Raw genomic sequence first — 15,911 nt, 5'->3', positions numbered from 1 at the left:
GTTAGCAACTTTTTAGTTGTTCAACACATCTTTATTGGTAAGGAGCAGAAAATGTCACAACGTAATAGTCTGGATTTACTAAGCCGTAAAGAAGGAATGTGTTTGTTAGAGCAAAGCATGGGTTTTGTCTGGCAGGCAGCACTTCGGGCTGTCGCGGTATTAGGGGTCGCAGATCGTCTGGTTGAAGGAAAAAAATCCGTTACGCAACTGGCGGAGGAGCTTAATGTCGATGGCGACTATCTTCATCGGATCATGCGCTTATTGTCCTCTCGTGGAGTTTTCAACGAATTATCTGACGCTGAATACAGCCTTAGCCAATCAGCACAATTCCTCTGTTCTGAGCATGAATTTTCCTTGCGTGCAGCAGTGCTCATGCTGACAGACCAGACATTCTGGCAGCCAGCGGCAAAAATGGATGAGATATTGCAAGGCAAACCTGTCTTTAATGAATTGTTTGGCAAGCCTTTTTACGAGTACTGGCAGCATGACGATAGTGGGGCTGACAGCAACATTTTTCATGCCGGTATGGCCTCTATGTCATCCGTAGAGAATGAAGTCATCGCAGATAGCTATTCGTTCCCTCAAAGCGCTGTCGTTGCCGATATCGCCGGTGGGCTGGGTAATTTATTGCTGGCCGTTTTACGTCGAAACCCGACCCTGACGGGGATCCTTTTTGATCAAACAGACGTGCTTGAGCGGAATCGACTGTATCTGTTGAATGATCATCGCCGATGGGAGACCGTAGAGGGCAGTTTTTTTGAAGCCTGTCCTGTAGCAGACATTTATCTACTTAAATACATTTTAATGGACTGGCCTGATGAAAAGGCCATTCAGATACTTCAATGCTGCAGAAATGCTATGAAAGAAAACTCCAGGCTATTAATTTTTGAGCCACTTATTAAAAAAGAAAATAATGAACAGGGACGATTTGAAATTGATCTTCTTTTGTTAACAAGCTTTGATGGAGGACGTGCAAGAACAGAGTCTGAGTATCAGACCTTGTTCGAAAAGACTCGTCTGAAGCTAAACAAAATAATAGACACCCGTTCGTATCTGTCGATTTTAGAAGTCGTACCTGTTTGAACTGTCTAAATATTATTCACAGATCATGTGTCTGGCATTCCGTTTTACCATATTCCTGCTACCCTTGTTTGTTGTACCAGGAGCATGAATATGAAAAACAAAGATGAACAAACCGGATTAGTGGGGCTGGCGATTGGGGCCGCCGTTATTGGGCTGGTTTCAGCGCAAAAACCGATCCATCGCAACAGTATAGTGGATGAACTGGTCAGACTCGGCAGGCAAAAAGGCGATGGTGTAGAAGACGAGGTTTTCGTTAAAGCGGCCGAGCTCGTGAGAAAAGGGGTATAGCCCATGGCTGAAAGACGAAATGCGAAGTGCCACTGCGGCGCGGTGGCATTCACCGTTGAACTTACTGATGGCCTCAACACCGCGCGGCGCTGCAGCTGTTCCTTTTGTCGAATGCGAGGCGCTGTCGTCGTTTCTGCGCCGCTGTCGGGGATTACGGTGACCAAAGGTGAGGATAAGCTCACCGAGTACCGCTTTAACACGGGAACGGCACGGCATTTCTTCTGCTCGGTGTGCGGGATTTACACGTTCCATCAGCGTCGTTCTAACCCAAACGAATATGGCGTGAATGTCGCCTGTTTTGAAAACGTTTCACCATTTGATTTTCCTGAGGTGAAGGTGATGGACGGGGTTAACCATCCCATGGATGGAGAAAGTGGCGTATTTGGCTATCTCACTTTTCGCGAGAAAGGTGAACAGCAGGCATGATTGCCGCCTGGCCACTCTTTAATCAGCCTGGCTATAGTGGAGAATGGTTATCTGATACAGGAGAAACTATGCTTTGTGTTGAAAAAGACGATCCGCGTGAGGCCCCTGAATCAGGCGATAAAAAGCCTCAACCTGTGAAAAAATAACGCGACCTATGCGTATATCCGCCACCGGCACTGCTGGTGGCTTTTTGTTTCCTGGTAAACGGTCAACTGCCATCCAGATGGTTTAACAGCGCGCCGAGATGCCCGACAATATCACCAAAATCAAAAATTAACGCCATCCACACCAATGCTAAAAGGGTAAGGACGGCAAGAGATACACGACCAAACAACGCTGTTATCCTTAATGACAAAAGGGCTATCTCCGTAGTCTAACCAGCTTTCTTTCAACTTTCCCTCAACCAATCCCTTTCTGAAACTATCTTTTGTGACGAACTTCAAATACAAGCGAGCCCGCACCATGGTGCGGGCTCTGACAATCAGAACTGGTAAACCAGACCTAACGCTACGACGTCATCCGTGCCGATGCCGTTGTTTTTGTAGAAGCTGTCATCTTCATCCAGCAGGTTAATTTTGTAATCAACGTAGGTGGACATGTTTTTATTGAAGTAATAGGTCGCGCCTACGTCAGCGTATTTAACCAGATCCCGATCGCCCTGACCGTTGCCCAGGTCCTTACCTTTCGACTGCAGGTAGGAAAGGGACGGACGCAGGCCAAAGTCGAACTGGTACTGGGCGGTCACTTCAAAGTTCTGGGTTTTATTCGCAACGGAATCGGTTTTATCACCATACGGGGTCATATTGCGGGTTTCAGAGTACATTGCCGCCAGATAGATGTTATTGGCGTCATATTTCAGACCCGCAGTCCACGCATCCGCTTTGTCACCGCCCGCTGTGGTATTCATGACCTGTTCGTTGGTACGGTCTGAAGAGGTGTACGCCGCACCTGCAGTAATGCCCATACCGAAGTCATAGGTGGTAGAGATACCGAAGCCGTCGCCGTTCTCGTGACGCGTGTCGCGACCGTTGTTGGTGCCTTCCTGGTTGTTGCTGGCGTCTTCATTCTTGCCCTGATACTGCAGCGCAAAGTTCAGGCCCTGCACCAGACCATAGAAGTCGGTGTTACGGTAGGTTGCCACACCGTTGGCGCGGCTGGTCATAAAGTTGTCGGCTTTAGAGTAGGAGTCGCCGCCGAACTCAGGCAGCATATCGGTCCAGCCTTCCACATCGTACAGCACGCCGTAGTTACGACCGTAATCGAAGGAGCCGTAGTCACCCACTTTGACGCCCGCGAAGGCCAGACGCGTCCAGGACTGATTATCAGACCCTTCGGTGTTATTTGCCTGAATGTTGTATTCCCACTGCGCGTAGCCGGTCATCATGTCGTTGATCTGGGTTTCGCCTTTGAAGCCCAGACGCATGTAGGTTTGATCCCCGTCAGCGCCTTTATCGTCGGAGAAATAGTGCAGACCATCTACTTTTCCGTACAGATCTAATTTGTTACCGTCTTTATTATAAATCTCTGCTGCATGAGTTGCGCCAGCCATTAACAGAGCCGGAATCATCAGGGCCAGTACTTTTCTTTGCATTTTGATATTCCATGGTGGTTGTTTTTATTTAATTACCTGTTGAACTTTCAGAATGAGAAAGTTGTCTCATGCTAAATCACTCCGCTGCGAGAGTAATAAAATATAATTGTTACGAACTAAGTAAAATCTAAACCGAATAAATCAACTGAAACGGTCATTGACTTGATGAATGATTTAAAGTTAAGCATATTTAATTAAAATTATTAATTGGGCGTTAATTAAGGTAACCTTGATGCGTTATATGCCTTTAAGATCATTCATCCATAATTAACATGAATGCTATTAAGGAAACAAAATAGATATTCAATGATTATCTGGATTCGCCCGGTGTGAATACGCCGGGCTTTTTTTATGGCAAAAAAATGCCCGGACAAGCCGGGCAGAGGTACTAGTCGCTGGTCGGTTTTTCGGCTTTACCCGCCATTTGCGCCAGGAAGTCATAACGTTTTTGCAGATCGGCCGCGGCGTCTTTCCAGAGCTGTTCCGCCACTTCCGGCTGCTGCGCGTTAAGGCGGCGGAAGCGCTGTTCCTGCATTAACGTCTCGGCCAGGGCATCTGACGGTGGACGAGAGTCCAGCGCCAGCGGTAATTTACCCTCATCAGCACGACGCGGGTCGAACCGGTACAGCGGCCAGAAGCCCGTCGCGGTCAGCTGGCGCATCTGGTCGTGGCTGAGCGCCAGATCGTAGCCATGCTCTTCGCAAGGGCTGTATGCAACGATCAGCGATGGGCCAGGATACGCTTCCGCCTCCTGAATTGCTTTCACCGTCTGGTTAAGCTGGGCACCCAGCGAAATTTGCGCGACGTAAACGTGACCGTACATCATCATGCTTACACCGAGATCTTTGCGCGCCTTGCGTTTACCGTGTTCGCCGAATTTCGTCACTGCGCCAAGCGGCGTCGCTTTCGACGCCTGACCACCGGTGTTGGAATAACACTGCGTATCCAGAACCAGGATATTGACGTTTTCGGTCAGGCTCAGCACGTGATCCAGCCCGCCAAAGCCGATGTCGTAAGCCCAGCCGTCACCGCCAATCAGCCAGATCGATTTTTCGACCAGCGCGTCCGCGTCGGTCAGCAGCTGTTCTGCGCCCGCTACGCCCTGAAGCGCCTGACGCAGCTCGGCAACCTGCTCACGACGTTCTTCTGGCGTTGCATCCGCATGAAGCGCGTCATTGAGCCCGGCAGGGATCTGCCCGGCAAACTGCTCCAGCAGGCGCATCACGCGTGCGCGGTGCTGGTCAACGGTCAGGCGGAAGCCCAGACCAAATTCGGCGTTGTCTTCGAATAGCGAGTTTGCCCACGCCGGACCGCGACCGTTGGCATCGGTGGTGTACGGCGTGGAGGGCAGGTTACCGCCATAAATAGACGAACAGCCGGTTGCGTTGGCAATCAACATCCGGTCACCGTACAGCTGGGTAAGCAGCTTGATATACGGCGTTTCACCGCAGCCCGAGCAGGCGCCGGAGTATTCAAACAGCGGCGTGATCAGCTGCGAAGTGCGAATATCAATGCGTTCCAGTTTGCTGCGGTCGATTTCCGGCAGATTCAGGAAGAAGTCGTAATTAACTTTTTCCTCTTCAACGTGCTCCAGACGCGACATCATATTGATGGCTTTGATCTCCGGATCCTGCCTGTCTTTCGCCGGACAGACCTCGACGCAAAGGTTACAGCCGGTGCAATCTTCCGGCGCGACCTGCAGAACGTATTTCTGTCCGCGCATATCGCGGGATTTCACATCCAGTGAATGCAGGCTCGCAGGCGCGGATTCCATCTCTTCCGGTGAAACCACTTTGGCACGAATGGCCGAGTGCGGGCAGGCCGCAACGCAGTGGTTGCACTGGGTACACAGTTCTTCTTTCCAGATAGGGATCGCTTCGGCGATGTTACGTTTTTCCCAGCGCGTGGTACCCATCGGCCAGGTTCCATCCGGCGGCAGCGCAGAGACGGGCAGGGCATCACCCAGACCGGCCAGCATCGCCGCCGTCACGGTCTTAACGAAATCAGGCGCCGCATCGGACACCACCGGAGGGCGGTTCGGGCTTGCGGCATTGACCGGCTGCAGCGGTACCTCAAACAGCGACTCGCGCGCCAGCGCCAGCGCCTGCCAGTTACGCTCGACTAATTCCTGCCCTTTGCTGCTGTAGCTTTTGGCAATCGCGCCCTGCAGTTCCGCCAGCGCGCTGTCGCCCGGCAGGATGTTCGTCAGATGGAAGAAGGCCATCTGCATAACGGTATTGATGCGCGCGGCCAGGCCACATTCGCGGGCAATTTTTGCCGCATTCACCACAAATAAACGGGCTTTTTTCTGGTTCAGCACCGCCTGTACTTCCTGCGGCAGGCGAGACCAGACTTCATCCGCGCTGTATGGCGTATTCAGGAGGAAAATACCGCCAGGCTTCAGGCGCTCGGCCATCTGGTATTTATCGATAAACTGCAGCTGGTGACAGCCAACAAAATCAGCCTGAGAAATAAGATACGCAGAGCGGATGGGCTGTTCGCTCACCCGCAGGTGGGAAACGGTCAGGCCGCCTGCCTTTTTGGAGTCGTAAACGAAGTACCCCTGGGCATACCACGGCGTGGAGTTACCGATGATTTTGATGTTGTTTTTGGTCGCGGAGACGCTGCCGTCGCTGCCCAGACCATAGAACAGCGCCTCAAGTTTGGCGGTCGAGGGCAGGGTGTTTTCCGGCAGCGACAGGGACAGATTCGTCACATCATCATAAATACCGACGGTAAAGCGCGGCTTGGGCTTCGCTTCGCTAAGTTCGTTGAATACCGCCAGCACGCAGTCCGGCCCAAATTCCTTGGACGATAACCCATAGCGACCTCCGATCACGCGCGGCAGCGTTTCACGTTCGCCCTGATTAAAGGCTTCTGCCAGGGCCGTCATCACATCCAGATACAGCGGTTCCGCCTGCGCGCCCGGCTCTTTAGTGCGGTCGAGCACCGCCACAGCGCGCGCGCTTTCAGGCAGAGCCGAAAGCAGATGTTTGGCCGAGAACGGGCGATAGAGCCGCACCTTAAGCACGCCAACTTTTTCGCCGCGCGTCAGCAGCTCGTCAACAACTTCCTCGCAGGTGCCAATGGCCGACCCCATCAGCACAATGACCCGTTCCGCCTGCGGATGGCCGTAGTACTCAAAAGGTTTATATTCCCGACCGGTCGCGGCGGCAAAGTCATTCATAGCCTGTTCAACATGGTCGTAAACCGCGTTGTACCACGGGTTCGTGGCCTCACGGGACTGGAAATAGGTATCCGGGTTTGCCGATGTGCCACGAATAACCGGGTGTTCCGGATTAAGGGCCCGGGCACGGTGCGCGTCAATGTCCGCCTGCGGGAGCAGATTCAGGATTGTCTCGTCAGCCAGCGGGACGATTTTGTTAATTTCGTGAGAGGTTCGGAAACCATCAAAGAAGTGAATAAACGGCACGCGGCTTTTGAGCGTGGCGATATGCGAAATCAAGGCAAAGTCCTGGGCTTCCTGAACGCTGCTGGCGCACAGCATCGCGCAGCCGGTCTGACGTACCGCCATCACGTCAGAGTGATCGCCAAAGATAGAGAGCGCGTGAGTGGCAACGGTACGCGCCGCAACGTGCAGAACGAAGGGGGTCAGTTGACCGGCGAGTTTGTAAAGAGTAGGGATCATTAACAGCAATCCCTGAGATGAGGTAAACGACGTGGAAAGCGCGCCGGTTTGCAGCGCGCCGTGCACCGTGGCAATCGCACCGGCTTCAGACTGCATTTCTACCACTCTCGGGACATCGCCCCAGACGTTTTTTAACCCGTTACCAGCCCAGGCATCCGCCTGCTCGGCCATGGTAGAACTTGGCGTAATCGGGTAGATGGCGATAACTTCACTGGTGCGAAACGCGACTGAGGCAACTGCACCATTACCGTCAATAGTTTGCATAGGACAACACCCTTACATTGCGCAAAAAATAGGGGTCTGTATTACGGCAACAAACCCTGAATATTATCTGTGTATTCTAGCAAACGGGGGATTTTACGATTTTCGCTTTTGTGTTCTTGGTATTATCGCTATCAATGAGTAGATCAAACTTTTGGCGAAAAAATTGCGAGAAATTGTTTCCGAAGCGCATAAATACGCACTTTCTCTCTCGACGACACGGGCTGTGATGCCTATTATGCATAGGTTTCGCATCATTTATGGGGGAGAAAGCATGCGCTCAGCGTTTTTGGTAGGGTGTGCCGCATTATTGTTGTCGGCATGTAGCAGTGAACCCGTTCAGCAGGCAACGGCAGCCCACGTGGCGCCGGGAATGAAAGCGGCGATGTCCAGCTCTGGTCAGGCTAACTGCGCAATGATTGGCGGTTCGCTGTCTGTCGCTCGCCAGCTTGATGGTTCTGCTATTGGGATGTGCGCCTTGCCAAACGGCAAACGCTGTAGCGAACAGTCGCTTGCCGTTGGAAGCTGCGGTAACTACTGATTATTCTACACGCTTAAACATCAGCGTTTTATCGGCTGTCGCCAGCGTTAACTGGTCCTCAGTCAGGTCGACCTGCGCCCCTTTGCGCAGCATGTCGCCGATGGCCTGATCCAGCTCATTCAGCTGCGGTTCAGTACAAAGCTTGCGCGTCATGGCCAGCGTTTTAACCTTAAGCTCGCCTTCGGACAATTTCCCCTGTCCGTTGAAGCGGTTACACATCTGGCCGGAAACGCTGATGTTATTCACCAGGCTGATATCAGGCAGCGCGCTAAAACTGAGCTCAGGTGGCGTTGTCGCGGTCTTCACGGCCTTACCGTTCACGTTTTCCAGCACGAAGCGGTGATTCTGAAGTTGCTCCGGCTGAACGGAGGCTTTACCCGGATTAACGCAGCCGGTAAGAACAAGACTGATAACACTTAACGCGATGAGCTTTTTCATTTTTCTTCTCAAACTATAAACACTGTGAATCTTTTTCCAGTGTAACGATACGCTGCCATGCGTTAATGGGGTTTATCTGAAAGTGCGGGGGAACAGGGCAACGCAGCGGTTGCCCGGAATGATGTTAATGCGATTTAAACCCTGCAGCCGTCATTAGCATACGGAAGAGCATGCTGACAGCAGCCAGTGCCAGTACGCTGCCGCCCCAGATAATGGCCAGCCACAGTAATCTTTTCCAGACCGGTTGTTGCATCAGTGATAACCCTCCCCATGCTGAACTTTGCCGCGAAATACGTAGTAACTCCAGAAGGTGTAGACCAGAATAACGGGAATGATCAACAGCGCGCCGACCAGCATAAAGCCCTGGCTTTGCGTCGGTGCGGCGGCCTGCCAAAGGGTGATCGACGGTGGAATAATATGCGGCCAGATGCTGATCCCAAGCCCGCTAAAGCCGAGGAATACCAGCCCCAATGTCAGAATAAACGGACGGCTATGGCTGGCGGGATTATTCAGGCAGCGCCACTGGTACAGGCTAAAAATCACCACCAGAGCAGGAACCGGCAGCAGATAAAACAGATTCGGCAGCGTAAACCAGCGCGCGGCGATGGCCGGTTGCGCCAGCGGCGTCCAGAGGCTAATGGCGGCAATAAACGCCAGCAGCACGATTAACAGTGTTTTCGATACTTCACGCATCCGCTGTTGCAACGCGTTTTCGCTTTTCATCACCAGCCAGGTCGAGCCTAACAGCGCGTAGGCTACTACCAGGCCCGCGCCGCAAAACAGGTTAAACGCGGTAAACCAGTCAAAGGGGCCGCCGGTATAGGCCCGGCCGGTGACGGTAAAGCCATTAATGACGGCGCCCACCGTCACGCCCTGGGTAAACGTCGCCAGAATGGAACCGCCTATAAACGCCTTATCCCAGAAAGGACGGTGCGCCGGGGTGGCCTTAAAACGAAATTCAAATGCCACCCCGCGGAAAATAAGTCCGATCAGCATTAACGTCAGCGGAATGGTGAGGGCATCCACGATCACCGCGTAGGCCAGTGGGAATGCGCCAAACAGCGCAGCGCCGCCAAGCACCAGCCAGGTTTCATTTCCGTCCCAGACCGGCGCGACGCTGTTGACCATTACGTCGCGATCGTCGGCGTTCTGCGTTGCCGGGAACAGAATGCCAATCCCCAGATCAAAACCGTCCATGACGATATACATCAGCGTGGCGAAAACGATGATCACAAACCAGATAATGGAAAGATCGATACCCATTATGGCTGCTCCTTATGTTCAGTTGTGACGGCAGAAAGCGGGCGCGCCGGACGTCCGTCGGACTCGGTGGCGAAAGATTCATGCGGCTGCGGGCCTTTTCGGATGAGGCGCACCATATAGCTGTAACCCACGCCGAATACCGAGGTATAGACGACGAAGAAGGCCAGCAGGCTCACGCTCATGTGCAAATCACCATGGGCAGAAACCGCATCCTTCGTTCGCTGGAGCCCATAGACCACCCAAGGCTGGCGGCCCACTTCGGTGGTGATCCACCCGGCCAGAATGGCAATCAGCCCCGATGGCCCCATCAGCAGCGCAAACCACAGGAAAGGGCGCGATGAATAAACGCGCTTTTTATATCGCAGCCAGAGTGCCGTTACCCCAAGCAGCAACATCAGCATGCCCAGGCCCGCCATAATGCGGAACGACCAGAAGACGATAGTGGAATTCGGGCGGTCTTCCTTTGGAAACTCTTTCAGCGCCGGAACCTGTTTATCCAGACTGTGCGTCAGAATAAGACTCCCCAGCGCCGGGATCTCCAGCCCAAAGCGGGTGCGCTCCTGCTCCATATCCGGCCAGCCAAACAGCAGCAGCGGGGTAGGCTCACCAGGCGGATTTTCCCAGTGTCCTTCAATCGCGGCTATCTTGGCGGGCTGGTGCTTTAAGGTGTTCAACCCGTGCATATCGCCAACCATGGCCTGGATGGGGGCGACAATCAGCGTCATCCACAGCGCCATCGAAAACATCGCCCGGATGGCGGGGGTATTATTCCCGCGCAGCAGATGCCATGCCGCGGATGCGCCCACAAACAGGGCGCTGCTCAGGAACGCGGCTATCGACATATGCAGCAGGCGGTAAGGGAAGGAGGGGTTAAACACCACCGCGAACCAGTCCACCGGCACCACCTGACCGTTGACGATCTCATAGCCCTGCGGGGTCTGCATCCAGCTGTTTGAAGAGAGGATCCAGAAGGTAGAGATAATGGTCCCCAGCGCCACCATGCAGGTGGAGAAGAAGTGCAGACCCGGTCCGACCTTGTTCCAGCCGAACAGCATTACGCCGAGGAACCCGGCTTCGAGAAAGAAGGCGGTAAGCACTTCATAGGTCAGAAGCGGGCCGGTAATACTGCCGGCAAACTGCGAAAAGCCGCTCCAGTTAGTGCCAAACTGGTAGGCCATCACCAGCCCGGACACCACGCCCATGCCAAAGTTGACGGCAAAAATCTTCGACCAGAAATGGTACAGCGAGCGCCAGACCGGATTTTTTGTTTTCAGCCACAGCCCTTCGAGCACGGCAAGATAGCTTGCAAGACCGATGGTAATGGCCGGGAAAATAATGTGAAAGGATACGGTAAAGGCAAACTGTATCCGCGCAAGGTGAAACGCATCCAAACCAAACATGCAAAACTCCGCGATGTAATTATGTCGATGCCATTCTAAGCCGCGTCTGGGGGAGGGGGCAGAAACAGACCCAGCTTATTTTGCTATAACAGTTTTCGCGCTTTTGAACATCCAGTAAGCACCTTTACTGATGTGACGAATAATAAATGAGCTGCCATAGCCATCAATATGGTGATGCATTCAGAAGGATATTGGCAAGTTTAGACGTATTATGGAAAGAGTATACGTCACCTCGAACACGCAGATATACACCATCGTCTTTAACATCGATTTTCACCGCAGGATCGTTAGTCACCATGAATGGCGTGGCCTGATCGATATGCGTTAAAAAATCTTCTTCGCTTCTTTTTGCATCTAATAAATAGTAATGATAGGTAAAGGATGTCATGGCTCCTCCATTAGCTTGTGTGACGTACAAAACAGCCCACTTATTAACGTTCACTTTTGAATGTAATTCTTGTTCGACAGGGAAGTTGGTGAAAAATAAAACCCATCCTGCGTAGGCGAGTGCGAAAAATACAGGTGCGAGTATATAGCGTTTTTTAAAACCCCGTTCTTGCTGCATAGTCTATTCCGCATTTTATCCAGAGTTGATCATTCGGGTCATCCCCAAAAGGAGGGGAACCATACCAGTGTCCATCATTTGAGTTGCCATTCCCTGACTTTGACTGCGCCCAGCCTGCAGCACGTAAAAGAATGGAGGCAGATATTCCAGCCGCAGTACCAACTGCACCATAGTGAAAATTACCAAAATTCTCGTATTGGCGGCCTATTCTTGTTTTATAATCCCATGGGCCATGTAACCTGACCTGTTGGTAAAACCACTCATATGTTAGTGCTGATGGGCCTCGATGAAATCTTGCCAGCATCATATTATTTATAATATTAACGCCTGGCGGAGAGAAAGATGAAATATCATAAGGTGGATGAGGAGATACCGCTAAAGTTGGGTACCTCATGCTTGCGGTCTCTCATTCCAGTTGTCGGTAAACATAATGTTACCGTCACAGTGTTTCCAGGTGATTTTTTCATATCGAAATTCTACGCACTCGAGGTGATTATGTTTTTCCTTTGTGGGATCTTTTGTGTCATGCATCATTGGTGAGACACCGACGATTTTCACACCTTCAAGAAACATGTTGAAGTATTCTTCTTCTTGCCCCGCATCATTAATCTTGTACCATCTAAACTCAGCCGATTTAAGAGTTTGACCGGTTGCAACTGCCTTATAAAGATACGGTGACGATGAATCAAAGTCTTTTTGTATGATTATGGATGAATGTTTGCGGGTACCGGTGATTTTTCCCGTAAGACCATCTGTAGGCAGACTGAGATTGTGGGAAAAACCATTAACTTCTATGCTTCCTTCCCGATTCTGTATATCAACCGCACCCTTAATATCCGCTCCGCCATCGTCTTTTATCCATAAATATGCTGGGATTGCCATGTAAAGCTCCTTTCTCATTAAGTCAATGGTATTTGTGAGTAATTTAATACTCCAGAACGGGCAAGCCAATTAGGCAAAAAATGGCATTTAAATTATTTATATTTCATAGGGTTATGTACTTGGTTGTAGCTATAGGCTTAATCAATATCCCACTGTAATGTGAGCATCACAGTTCAAAACTGTATTTTTATGCATTTTACACATAAAACAGCTTGCTTTGTCGTCAGCGCCGTGCGTTAATGGTCTTCTGGTTTTGAGTCCAAATAAATATCTGACGTAGTTTTATAAAGCAGTTCTCATCACGTTGTGCCTCTCCGCAGCCTCTTTTGGGTCTTTATCTACATTCCGATTCGTTTTGTTTAAAACCATTATGCCCAATCGGCCCATTAGTAATTTACGTTTTTACGTTCACAGGAGAATCCTATGACTTCTTATATTCATTTCCGCTGCCCATGCTGTCATGGCTCGCAGTACCGTACCTCAGTCTTTGATGTGTCTGAGAAAAACCCACTCGGCGCGAAATGCATCTTTTGCAAATCGTCGATGATAACGCTCGATCACCTGGCCGCTGCGCGTCAGGCGCAAAGCCACGTTACCGAGTACCGCAAGTAATTCGTTTCCCGAACTATAACAGTTAGCTAAATCTTCTCTTTTTCTCCTGCTGATATACACTGTCAGCCACAAGGAGAATCTGATGAAAAAATACCAGCGTCTGGCGCAACAAATTATCTCGCAGATAGAGCTCGGCGTATGGCTGCCGGGCGATAAGCTGCCTTCTCTGCGAGAGCAGGTGGCGAGCAGCGGCATGAGTTTTATGACCGTTGGCCACGCGTATCAGATGCTGGAAAGTCAGGGGCGCATTGTCGCCAGACCGCAGTCGGGCTATTACGTTGCCTCGCGCCCGACCGCACATCAGCCTGCTCCACCTGCCCAGGTGATTCGTGACGAAGTCGTGGATATTAACACCTACATCTTCGACGTCTTACAGGCTAGCCGCGACCCGTCCGTTGTTCCTTTTGCCTCCGCGTTTCCCGATCCCCGACTTTTCCCGCTGCAGCAGCTCAACCGCTCGCTGGCGAACGTCAGCAAAACCGCGACGGCGATGAGCGTGATTGAGAACCTGCCGCCGGGTAACGTCGATCTCCGCCACGCCATTGCCCGCCGCTACGCGCAGCAGGGGATGAACATCTCCCCGGAAGAGATTGTGATCACCGCAGGCGCCCTTGAAGCGCTCAATCTCAGCCTGCAGGCGGTGACCGAGCCGGGCGACTGGGTGATTGTCGAAAACCCCTGTTTCTACGGCGCGCTGCAGGCGCTCGAACGCCTGAAGCTTAAAGCGTTGTCGATTGCGACGGACGTCCGTGAAGGGATTGACCTGAATGCCCTTGAGCAGGCGCTGAAGGAGTATCCAGTTAAAGCCTGCTGGATAATGACCAACAGTCAAAACCCGCTTGGCTTCACGCTGAGCGCGGAAAAAAAAGCGCAGCTTGTCGCCCTGTTAACGCAGCACAACGTTCCTCTGATTGAAGACGACGTCTACAGCGAGCTCTATTTTGGGCGCGAAAAACCGCTTCCGGCGAAAGCATGGGATCGTCAGGATATGACGCTGCACTGCTCGTCCTTTTCAAAATGTCTGGTGGCCGGTTTTCGCATCGGCTGGGTTGCGGCAGGAAAACACGCGCGACGTATTCAGCAGCTGCAGCTGATGAGCACGCTCTCCACAAGCTCACCTGTGCAGCTGGCGCTGGTTGATTACCTGGCGACGAAACGCTACGACGCCCATCTGCGCCGCCTGCGGCGTACGCTCGCCGAGCGAAAGCAGCAGGCCTGGCAGTCCCTTTTGCGCCATATGCCTGCCGGCGTCAAAATCCATCATAACGACAGCGGTTACTTTTTATGGCTGGAGCTTCCGGCGCATCTGGACGCGGGGCTGCTGAGCGAAAAAGCCTTAACGCACCACATCAGCATTGCCCCCGGAAAGATGTTTTCCACTTCTGACGCATGGACGCCGTTCTTCCGTTTTAATACGTCGTGGGCCTGGGGAGAGCGAGAAGAGCAGGCGGTCATTCAGTTAGGCAAATTAATTAGCACGATGCTGGAATAATCCTTTTTTCGTTTTTTAAATATTCATTTCTTATCCTGATGACGGCACTGTGAATATTTCGCGGTGCCCTGTCATAGGAAATCTGCATACCGTCTCTCGCGGCTAACTCCTTGTCTATAATCCAGTTAACGGGGAATGCGCCCTCGGTCACACCTTGATGAAATTTCCTTAAGCCGAACGGTGCGGCGCATTCGCGCGGTCTACGTTTAATAAGGGAGATATTTTTACGGCACGGCTGCCGCTAAATTTCATTGCGACAGGAGTAACCCTTATGAGCAAAAAATTTGCCCGCAGCAGCCTGTGCGCGCTCGGCATGACTATCATGACAGCGCAAGCCGCAGAACCACCAAAGGCCATCGGCGACGGGGAAGGTCGACTGGATATTATCGCCTGGCCGGGATACGTCGAACGCGGACAGACGGATAAAAACTACGACTGGGTCACCCAGTTTGAAAAAGAGACCGGGTGTGCGGTGAACGTCAAAACGGCGGCCACGTCGGATGAAATGGTCAGCCTGATGGCGAAAGGGGGATATGACCTGGTCACCGCCTCAGGTGACGCTTCCCTGCGCCTGATCATGGGCAAACGCGTCCAGCCGATTAACCCCGATCTTATCCCCAACTGGAAAACCCTCGACGAACGGATTGTGAAAGGGGAATGGTTTAACGTCGGCGGGAAAGTCTACGGCACGCCGTACCAGTGGGGGCCAAACCTGCTGATGTACAACACCAAAACCTTCCCGACGCCGCCGGACAGCTGGAGCGTGGTCTTTACCAAACAGGATCTGCCGGACGGTAAAACCAATCAGGGACGCGTGCAGGCGTATGACGGCCCGATTTACATCGCGGATGCCGCGCTGTTCGTCAAAGCCACGCAGCCGCAGCTGGGTATTAAAGACCCGTACCAGCTCACCGAAGCACAGTATGCCGCCGTGCTTAAGGTGCTTCGCGACCAGCATGCTTTGATTCACCGCTACTGGCACGACACCACCGTCCAGATGAGCGACTTCAAAAACGAAGGCGTCGTGGCCTCCAGCGCCTGGCCGTATCAGGCGAATGCCCTGAAGGCTGAGAACCAGCCTATTGCAACCGTCTTCCCGAAAGAGGGGGTGACCGGCTGGGCGGACACCACCATGCTGCACGCACAGGCTAAACACCCGATGTGCGCCTACAAGTGGATGAACTGGTCGCTGACGCCGAAAGTTCAGGGCGATCTGGCAGCATGGTTTGGCTCCCTGCCCGTGGTACCGGAAGGGTGTAAAGCCAGCACGCTGCTGGGCGATAAAGGCTGTGAAACAAACGGATATAACGAGTTCGACAAAATCATGTTCTGGAAAACCCCCATCGCAGAAGGCGGCAAGTTTGTCCCTTACAGCCGCTGGACGCAGGATTACATCGCCATCATGGGCGGTCGTTAATTG

18 protein-coding genes are annotated in these 15,911 nt (G+C 52.3%); 8 read left to right on the top strand and 10 right to left on the bottom strand.

Features of this window, described 5'->3' with window-relative positions; all coding sequences use genetic code 11:
* Positions 1–51 precede the first annotated feature (51 nt).
* The 4 genes from PUP35_RS11520 to PUP35_RS11505 all read left to right on the top strand — a co-directional run bounded on the left by PUP35_RS11520 (position 52) and on the right by PUP35_RS11505 (position 1,943).
* Complete coding sequence (locus tag PUP35_RS11520; RefSeq protein ID WP_274239523.1) at positions 52–1,083, top strand: methyltransferase; 1,032 nt, start codon at positions 52–54, stop codon at positions 1,081–1,083.
* A 90-nt stretch (positions 1,084–1,173) separates the two neighbouring features.
* A complete protein-coding gene (locus PUP35_RS11515) occupies positions 1,174–1,371 on the top strand; it encodes a hypothetical protein (protein WP_023312007.1) in 198 nt (65 codons plus the stop codon).
* A 3-nt stretch (positions 1,372–1,374) separates the two neighbouring features.
* Positions 1,375–1,797 carry a GFA family protein gene (locus PUP35_RS11510; RefSeq protein ID WP_111963684.1) on the top strand — a complete coding sequence of 141 codons (423 nt, stop codon included), beginning with the start codon at positions 1,375–1,377 and terminating at the stop codon, positions 1,795–1,797.
* A 68-nt stretch (positions 1,798–1,865) separates the two neighbouring features.
* Positions 1,866–1,943 (top strand): hypothetical protein, encoded by a 78-nt coding sequence (locus PUP35_RS11505; RefSeq protein WP_223239581.1) that lies wholly within the window; start codon positions 1,866–1,868, stop codon positions 1,941–1,943.
* Positions 1,944–2,005: 62 nt separating this feature from the next.
* Here PUP35_RS11505 and PUP35_RS11500 read toward each other — a convergent pair whose 3' ends face one another.
* The 3 genes from PUP35_RS11500 to nifJ all read right to left on the bottom strand — a co-directional run bounded on the left by PUP35_RS11500 (position 2,006) and on the right by nifJ (position 7,301).
* A complete protein-coding gene (locus tag PUP35_RS11500) occupies positions 2,006–2,131 on the bottom strand; it encodes a hypothetical protein (protein ID WP_258525023.1) in 126 nt (41 codons plus the stop codon).
* A 147-nt stretch (positions 2,132–2,278) separates the two neighbouring features.
* Positions 2,279–3,388, bottom strand: coding sequence for a porin OmpC (gene ompC / locus PUP35_RS11495; protein ID WP_274239517.1), 1,110 nt, complete (start codon positions 3,386–3,388; stop codon positions 2,279–2,281).
* Positions 3,389–3,776: 388 nt separating this feature from the next.
* Positions 3,777–7,301: a pyruvate:ferredoxin (flavodoxin) oxidoreductase gene (gene nifJ / locus PUP35_RS11490; protein WP_274239516.1), complete on the bottom strand. Its 3,525-nt coding sequence runs from the start codon at positions 7,299–7,301 to the stop codon at positions 3,777–3,779.
* 271 nt (positions 7,302–7,572) lie between these two features.
* Here nifJ and PUP35_RS11485 point away from each other — a divergent pair, with 271 nt between their 5' ends.
* Positions 7,573–7,839, top strand: a complete 267-nt coding sequence (locus PUP35_RS11485) for a putative hemolysin (RefSeq protein WP_032658293.1) — start codon at positions 7,573–7,575, stop codon at positions 7,837–7,839.
* Here PUP35_RS11485 and hslJ read toward each other — a convergent pair whose 3' ends face one another.
* The 7 genes from hslJ to PUP35_RS11450 all read right to left on the bottom strand — a co-directional run bounded on the left by hslJ (position 7,840) and on the right by PUP35_RS11450 (position 12,387).
* The gene (gene hslJ / locus PUP35_RS11480) at positions 7,840–8,277 is read right to left on the bottom strand and encodes a heat shock protein HslJ (protein WP_115875300.1); all 438 of its coding nucleotides are present in this window, start codon (positions 8,275–8,277) and stop codon (positions 7,840–7,842) included.
* Positions 8,278–8,401: 124 nt separating this feature from the next.
* The gene (locus tag PUP35_RS11475; RefSeq protein ID WP_008501283.1) at positions 8,402–8,530 is read right to left on the bottom strand and encodes a DUF2474 domain-containing protein; all 129 of its coding nucleotides are present in this window, start codon (positions 8,528–8,530) and stop codon (positions 8,402–8,404) included.
* Positions 8,530–9,540, bottom strand: a complete 1,011-nt coding sequence (gene cydB, locus PUP35_RS11470) for a cytochrome d ubiquinol oxidase subunit II (RefSeq protein WP_115875298.1) — start codon at positions 9,538–9,540, stop codon at positions 8,530–8,532. Before cydB ends, PUP35_RS11475 begins: the two co-directional genes overlap by 1 nt.
* Positions 9,540–10,940 (bottom strand): cytochrome ubiquinol oxidase subunit I, encoded by a 1,401-nt coding sequence (locus PUP35_RS11465; RefSeq protein WP_115875297.1) that lies wholly within the window; start codon positions 10,938–10,940, stop codon positions 9,540–9,542. Before PUP35_RS11465 ends, cydB begins: the two co-directional genes overlap by 1 nt.
* Positions 10,941–11,103: 163 nt before the next feature.
* Positions 11,104–11,505 (bottom strand): hypothetical protein, encoded by a 402-nt coding sequence (locus PUP35_RS11460; protein ID WP_133294531.1) that lies wholly within the window; start codon positions 11,503–11,505, stop codon positions 11,104–11,106.
* Positions 11,483–11,899, bottom strand: coding sequence for a polymorphic toxin type 44 domain-containing protein (locus tag PUP35_RS11455; protein ID WP_115875293.1), 417 nt, complete (start codon positions 11,897–11,899; stop codon positions 11,483–11,485). Before PUP35_RS11455 ends, PUP35_RS11460 begins: the two co-directional genes overlap by 23 nt.
* On the bottom strand, positions 11,896–12,387 hold the full coding sequence (locus PUP35_RS11450) for an Hcp family type VI secretion system effector (RefSeq protein ID WP_252093054.1): 492 nt from the start codon (positions 12,385–12,387) through the stop codon (positions 11,896–11,898). The genes PUP35_RS11455 and PUP35_RS11450 overlap by 4 nt, the downstream gene beginning before the upstream one ends.
* 423 nt (positions 12,388–12,810) lie before the next feature.
* Here PUP35_RS11450 and ymcF point away from each other — a divergent pair, with 423 nt between their 5' ends.
* The 3 genes from ymcF to ydcS all read left to right on the top strand — a co-directional run bounded on the left by ymcF (position 12,811) and on the right by ydcS (position 15,908).
* A complete protein-coding gene (gene ymcF / locus PUP35_RS11445; RefSeq protein ID WP_028013309.1) occupies positions 12,811–12,999 on the top strand; it encodes a cold shock small protein YmcF in 189 nt (62 codons plus the stop codon).
* An 82-nt stretch (positions 13,000–13,081) separates the two neighbouring features.
* Complete coding sequence (locus tag PUP35_RS11440; RefSeq protein WP_271368008.1) at positions 13,082–14,491, top strand: aminotransferase-like domain-containing protein; 1,410 nt, start codon at positions 13,082–13,084, stop codon at positions 14,489–14,491.
* A 271-nt stretch (positions 14,492–14,762) separates the two neighbouring features.
* The gene (ydcS, locus tag PUP35_RS11435) at positions 14,763–15,908 is read left to right on the top strand and encodes a putative ABC transporter substrate-binding protein YdcS (protein WP_271368007.1); all 1,146 of its coding nucleotides are present in this window, start codon (positions 14,763–14,765) and stop codon (positions 15,906–15,908) included.
* Positions 15,909–15,911 lie beyond the last annotated feature (3 nt).

Source organism: Enterobacter sp. S-33, from assembly GCF_028735835.1.
GTDB lineage: Bacteria > Pseudomonadota > Gammaproteobacteria > Enterobacterales > Enterobacteriaceae > Enterobacter > Enterobacter vonholyi.
This window is presented reverse-complemented; position numbering and strand designations above follow the sequence as displayed.

Coding starts and splice junctions, on each gene's coding strand:
- PUP35_RS11520 (WP_274239523.1), top strand. CDS start 52: ATGTCACAACGTAATAGTCTGGATTTACTAAGCCGTAAAGAAGGAATG.
- ydcS (WP_271368007.1), top strand. CDS start 14,763: ATGAGCAAAAAATTTGCCCGCAGCAGCCTGTGCGCGCTCGGCATGACT.
- ymcF (WP_028013309.1), top strand. CDS start 12,811: ATGACTTCTTATATTCATTTCCGCTGCCCATGCTGTCATGGCTCGCAG.
- PUP35_RS11510 (WP_111963684.1), top strand. CDS start 1,375: ATGGCTGAAAGACGAAATGCGAAGTGCCACTGCGGCGCGGTGGCATTC.
- PUP35_RS11515 (WP_023312007.1), top strand. CDS start 1,174: ATGAAAAACAAAGATGAACAAACCGGATTAGTGGGGCTGGCGATTGGG.
- hslJ (WP_115875300.1), bottom strand. CDS start 8,277: ATGAAAAAGCTCATCGCGTTAAGTGTTATCAGTCTTGTTCTTACCGGC.
- PUP35_RS11460 (WP_133294531.1), bottom strand. CDS start 11,505: ATGCAGCAAGAACGGGGTTTTAAAAAACGCTATATACTCGCACCTGTA.
- PUP35_RS11455 (WP_115875293.1), bottom strand. CDS start 11,899: ATGAGGTACCCAACTTTAGCGGTATCTCCTCATCCACCTTATGATATT.
- PUP35_RS11505 (WP_223239581.1), top strand. CDS start 1,866: ATGCTTTGTGTTGAAAAAGACGATCCGCGTGAGGCCCCTGAATCAGGC.
- PUP35_RS11440 (WP_271368008.1), top strand. CDS start 13,082: ATGAAAAAATACCAGCGTCTGGCGCAACAAATTATCTCGCAGATAGAG.
- PUP35_RS11465 (WP_115875297.1), bottom strand. CDS start 10,940: ATGTTTGGTTTGGATGCGTTTCACCTTGCGCGGATACAGTTTGCCTTT.
- PUP35_RS11475 (WP_008501283.1), bottom strand. CDS start 8,530: ATGCAACAACCGGTCTGGAAAAGATTACTGTGGCTGGCCATTATCTGG.
- ompC (WP_274239517.1), bottom strand. CDS start 3,388: ATGCAAAGAAAAGTACTGGCCCTGATGATTCCGGCTCTGTTAATGGCT.
- cydB (WP_115875298.1), bottom strand. CDS start 9,540: ATGGGTATCGATCTTTCCATTATCTGGTTTGTGATCATCGTTTTCGCC.
- nifJ (WP_274239516.1), bottom strand. CDS start 7,301: ATGCAAACTATTGACGGTAATGGTGCAGTTGCCTCAGTCGCGTTTCGC.
- PUP35_RS11485 (WP_032658293.1), top strand. CDS start 7,573: ATGCGCTCAGCGTTTTTGGTAGGGTGTGCCGCATTATTGTTGTCGGCA.
- PUP35_RS11450 (WP_252093054.1), bottom strand. CDS start 12,387: ATGGCAATCCCAGCATATTTATGGATAAAAGACGATGGCGGAGCGGAT.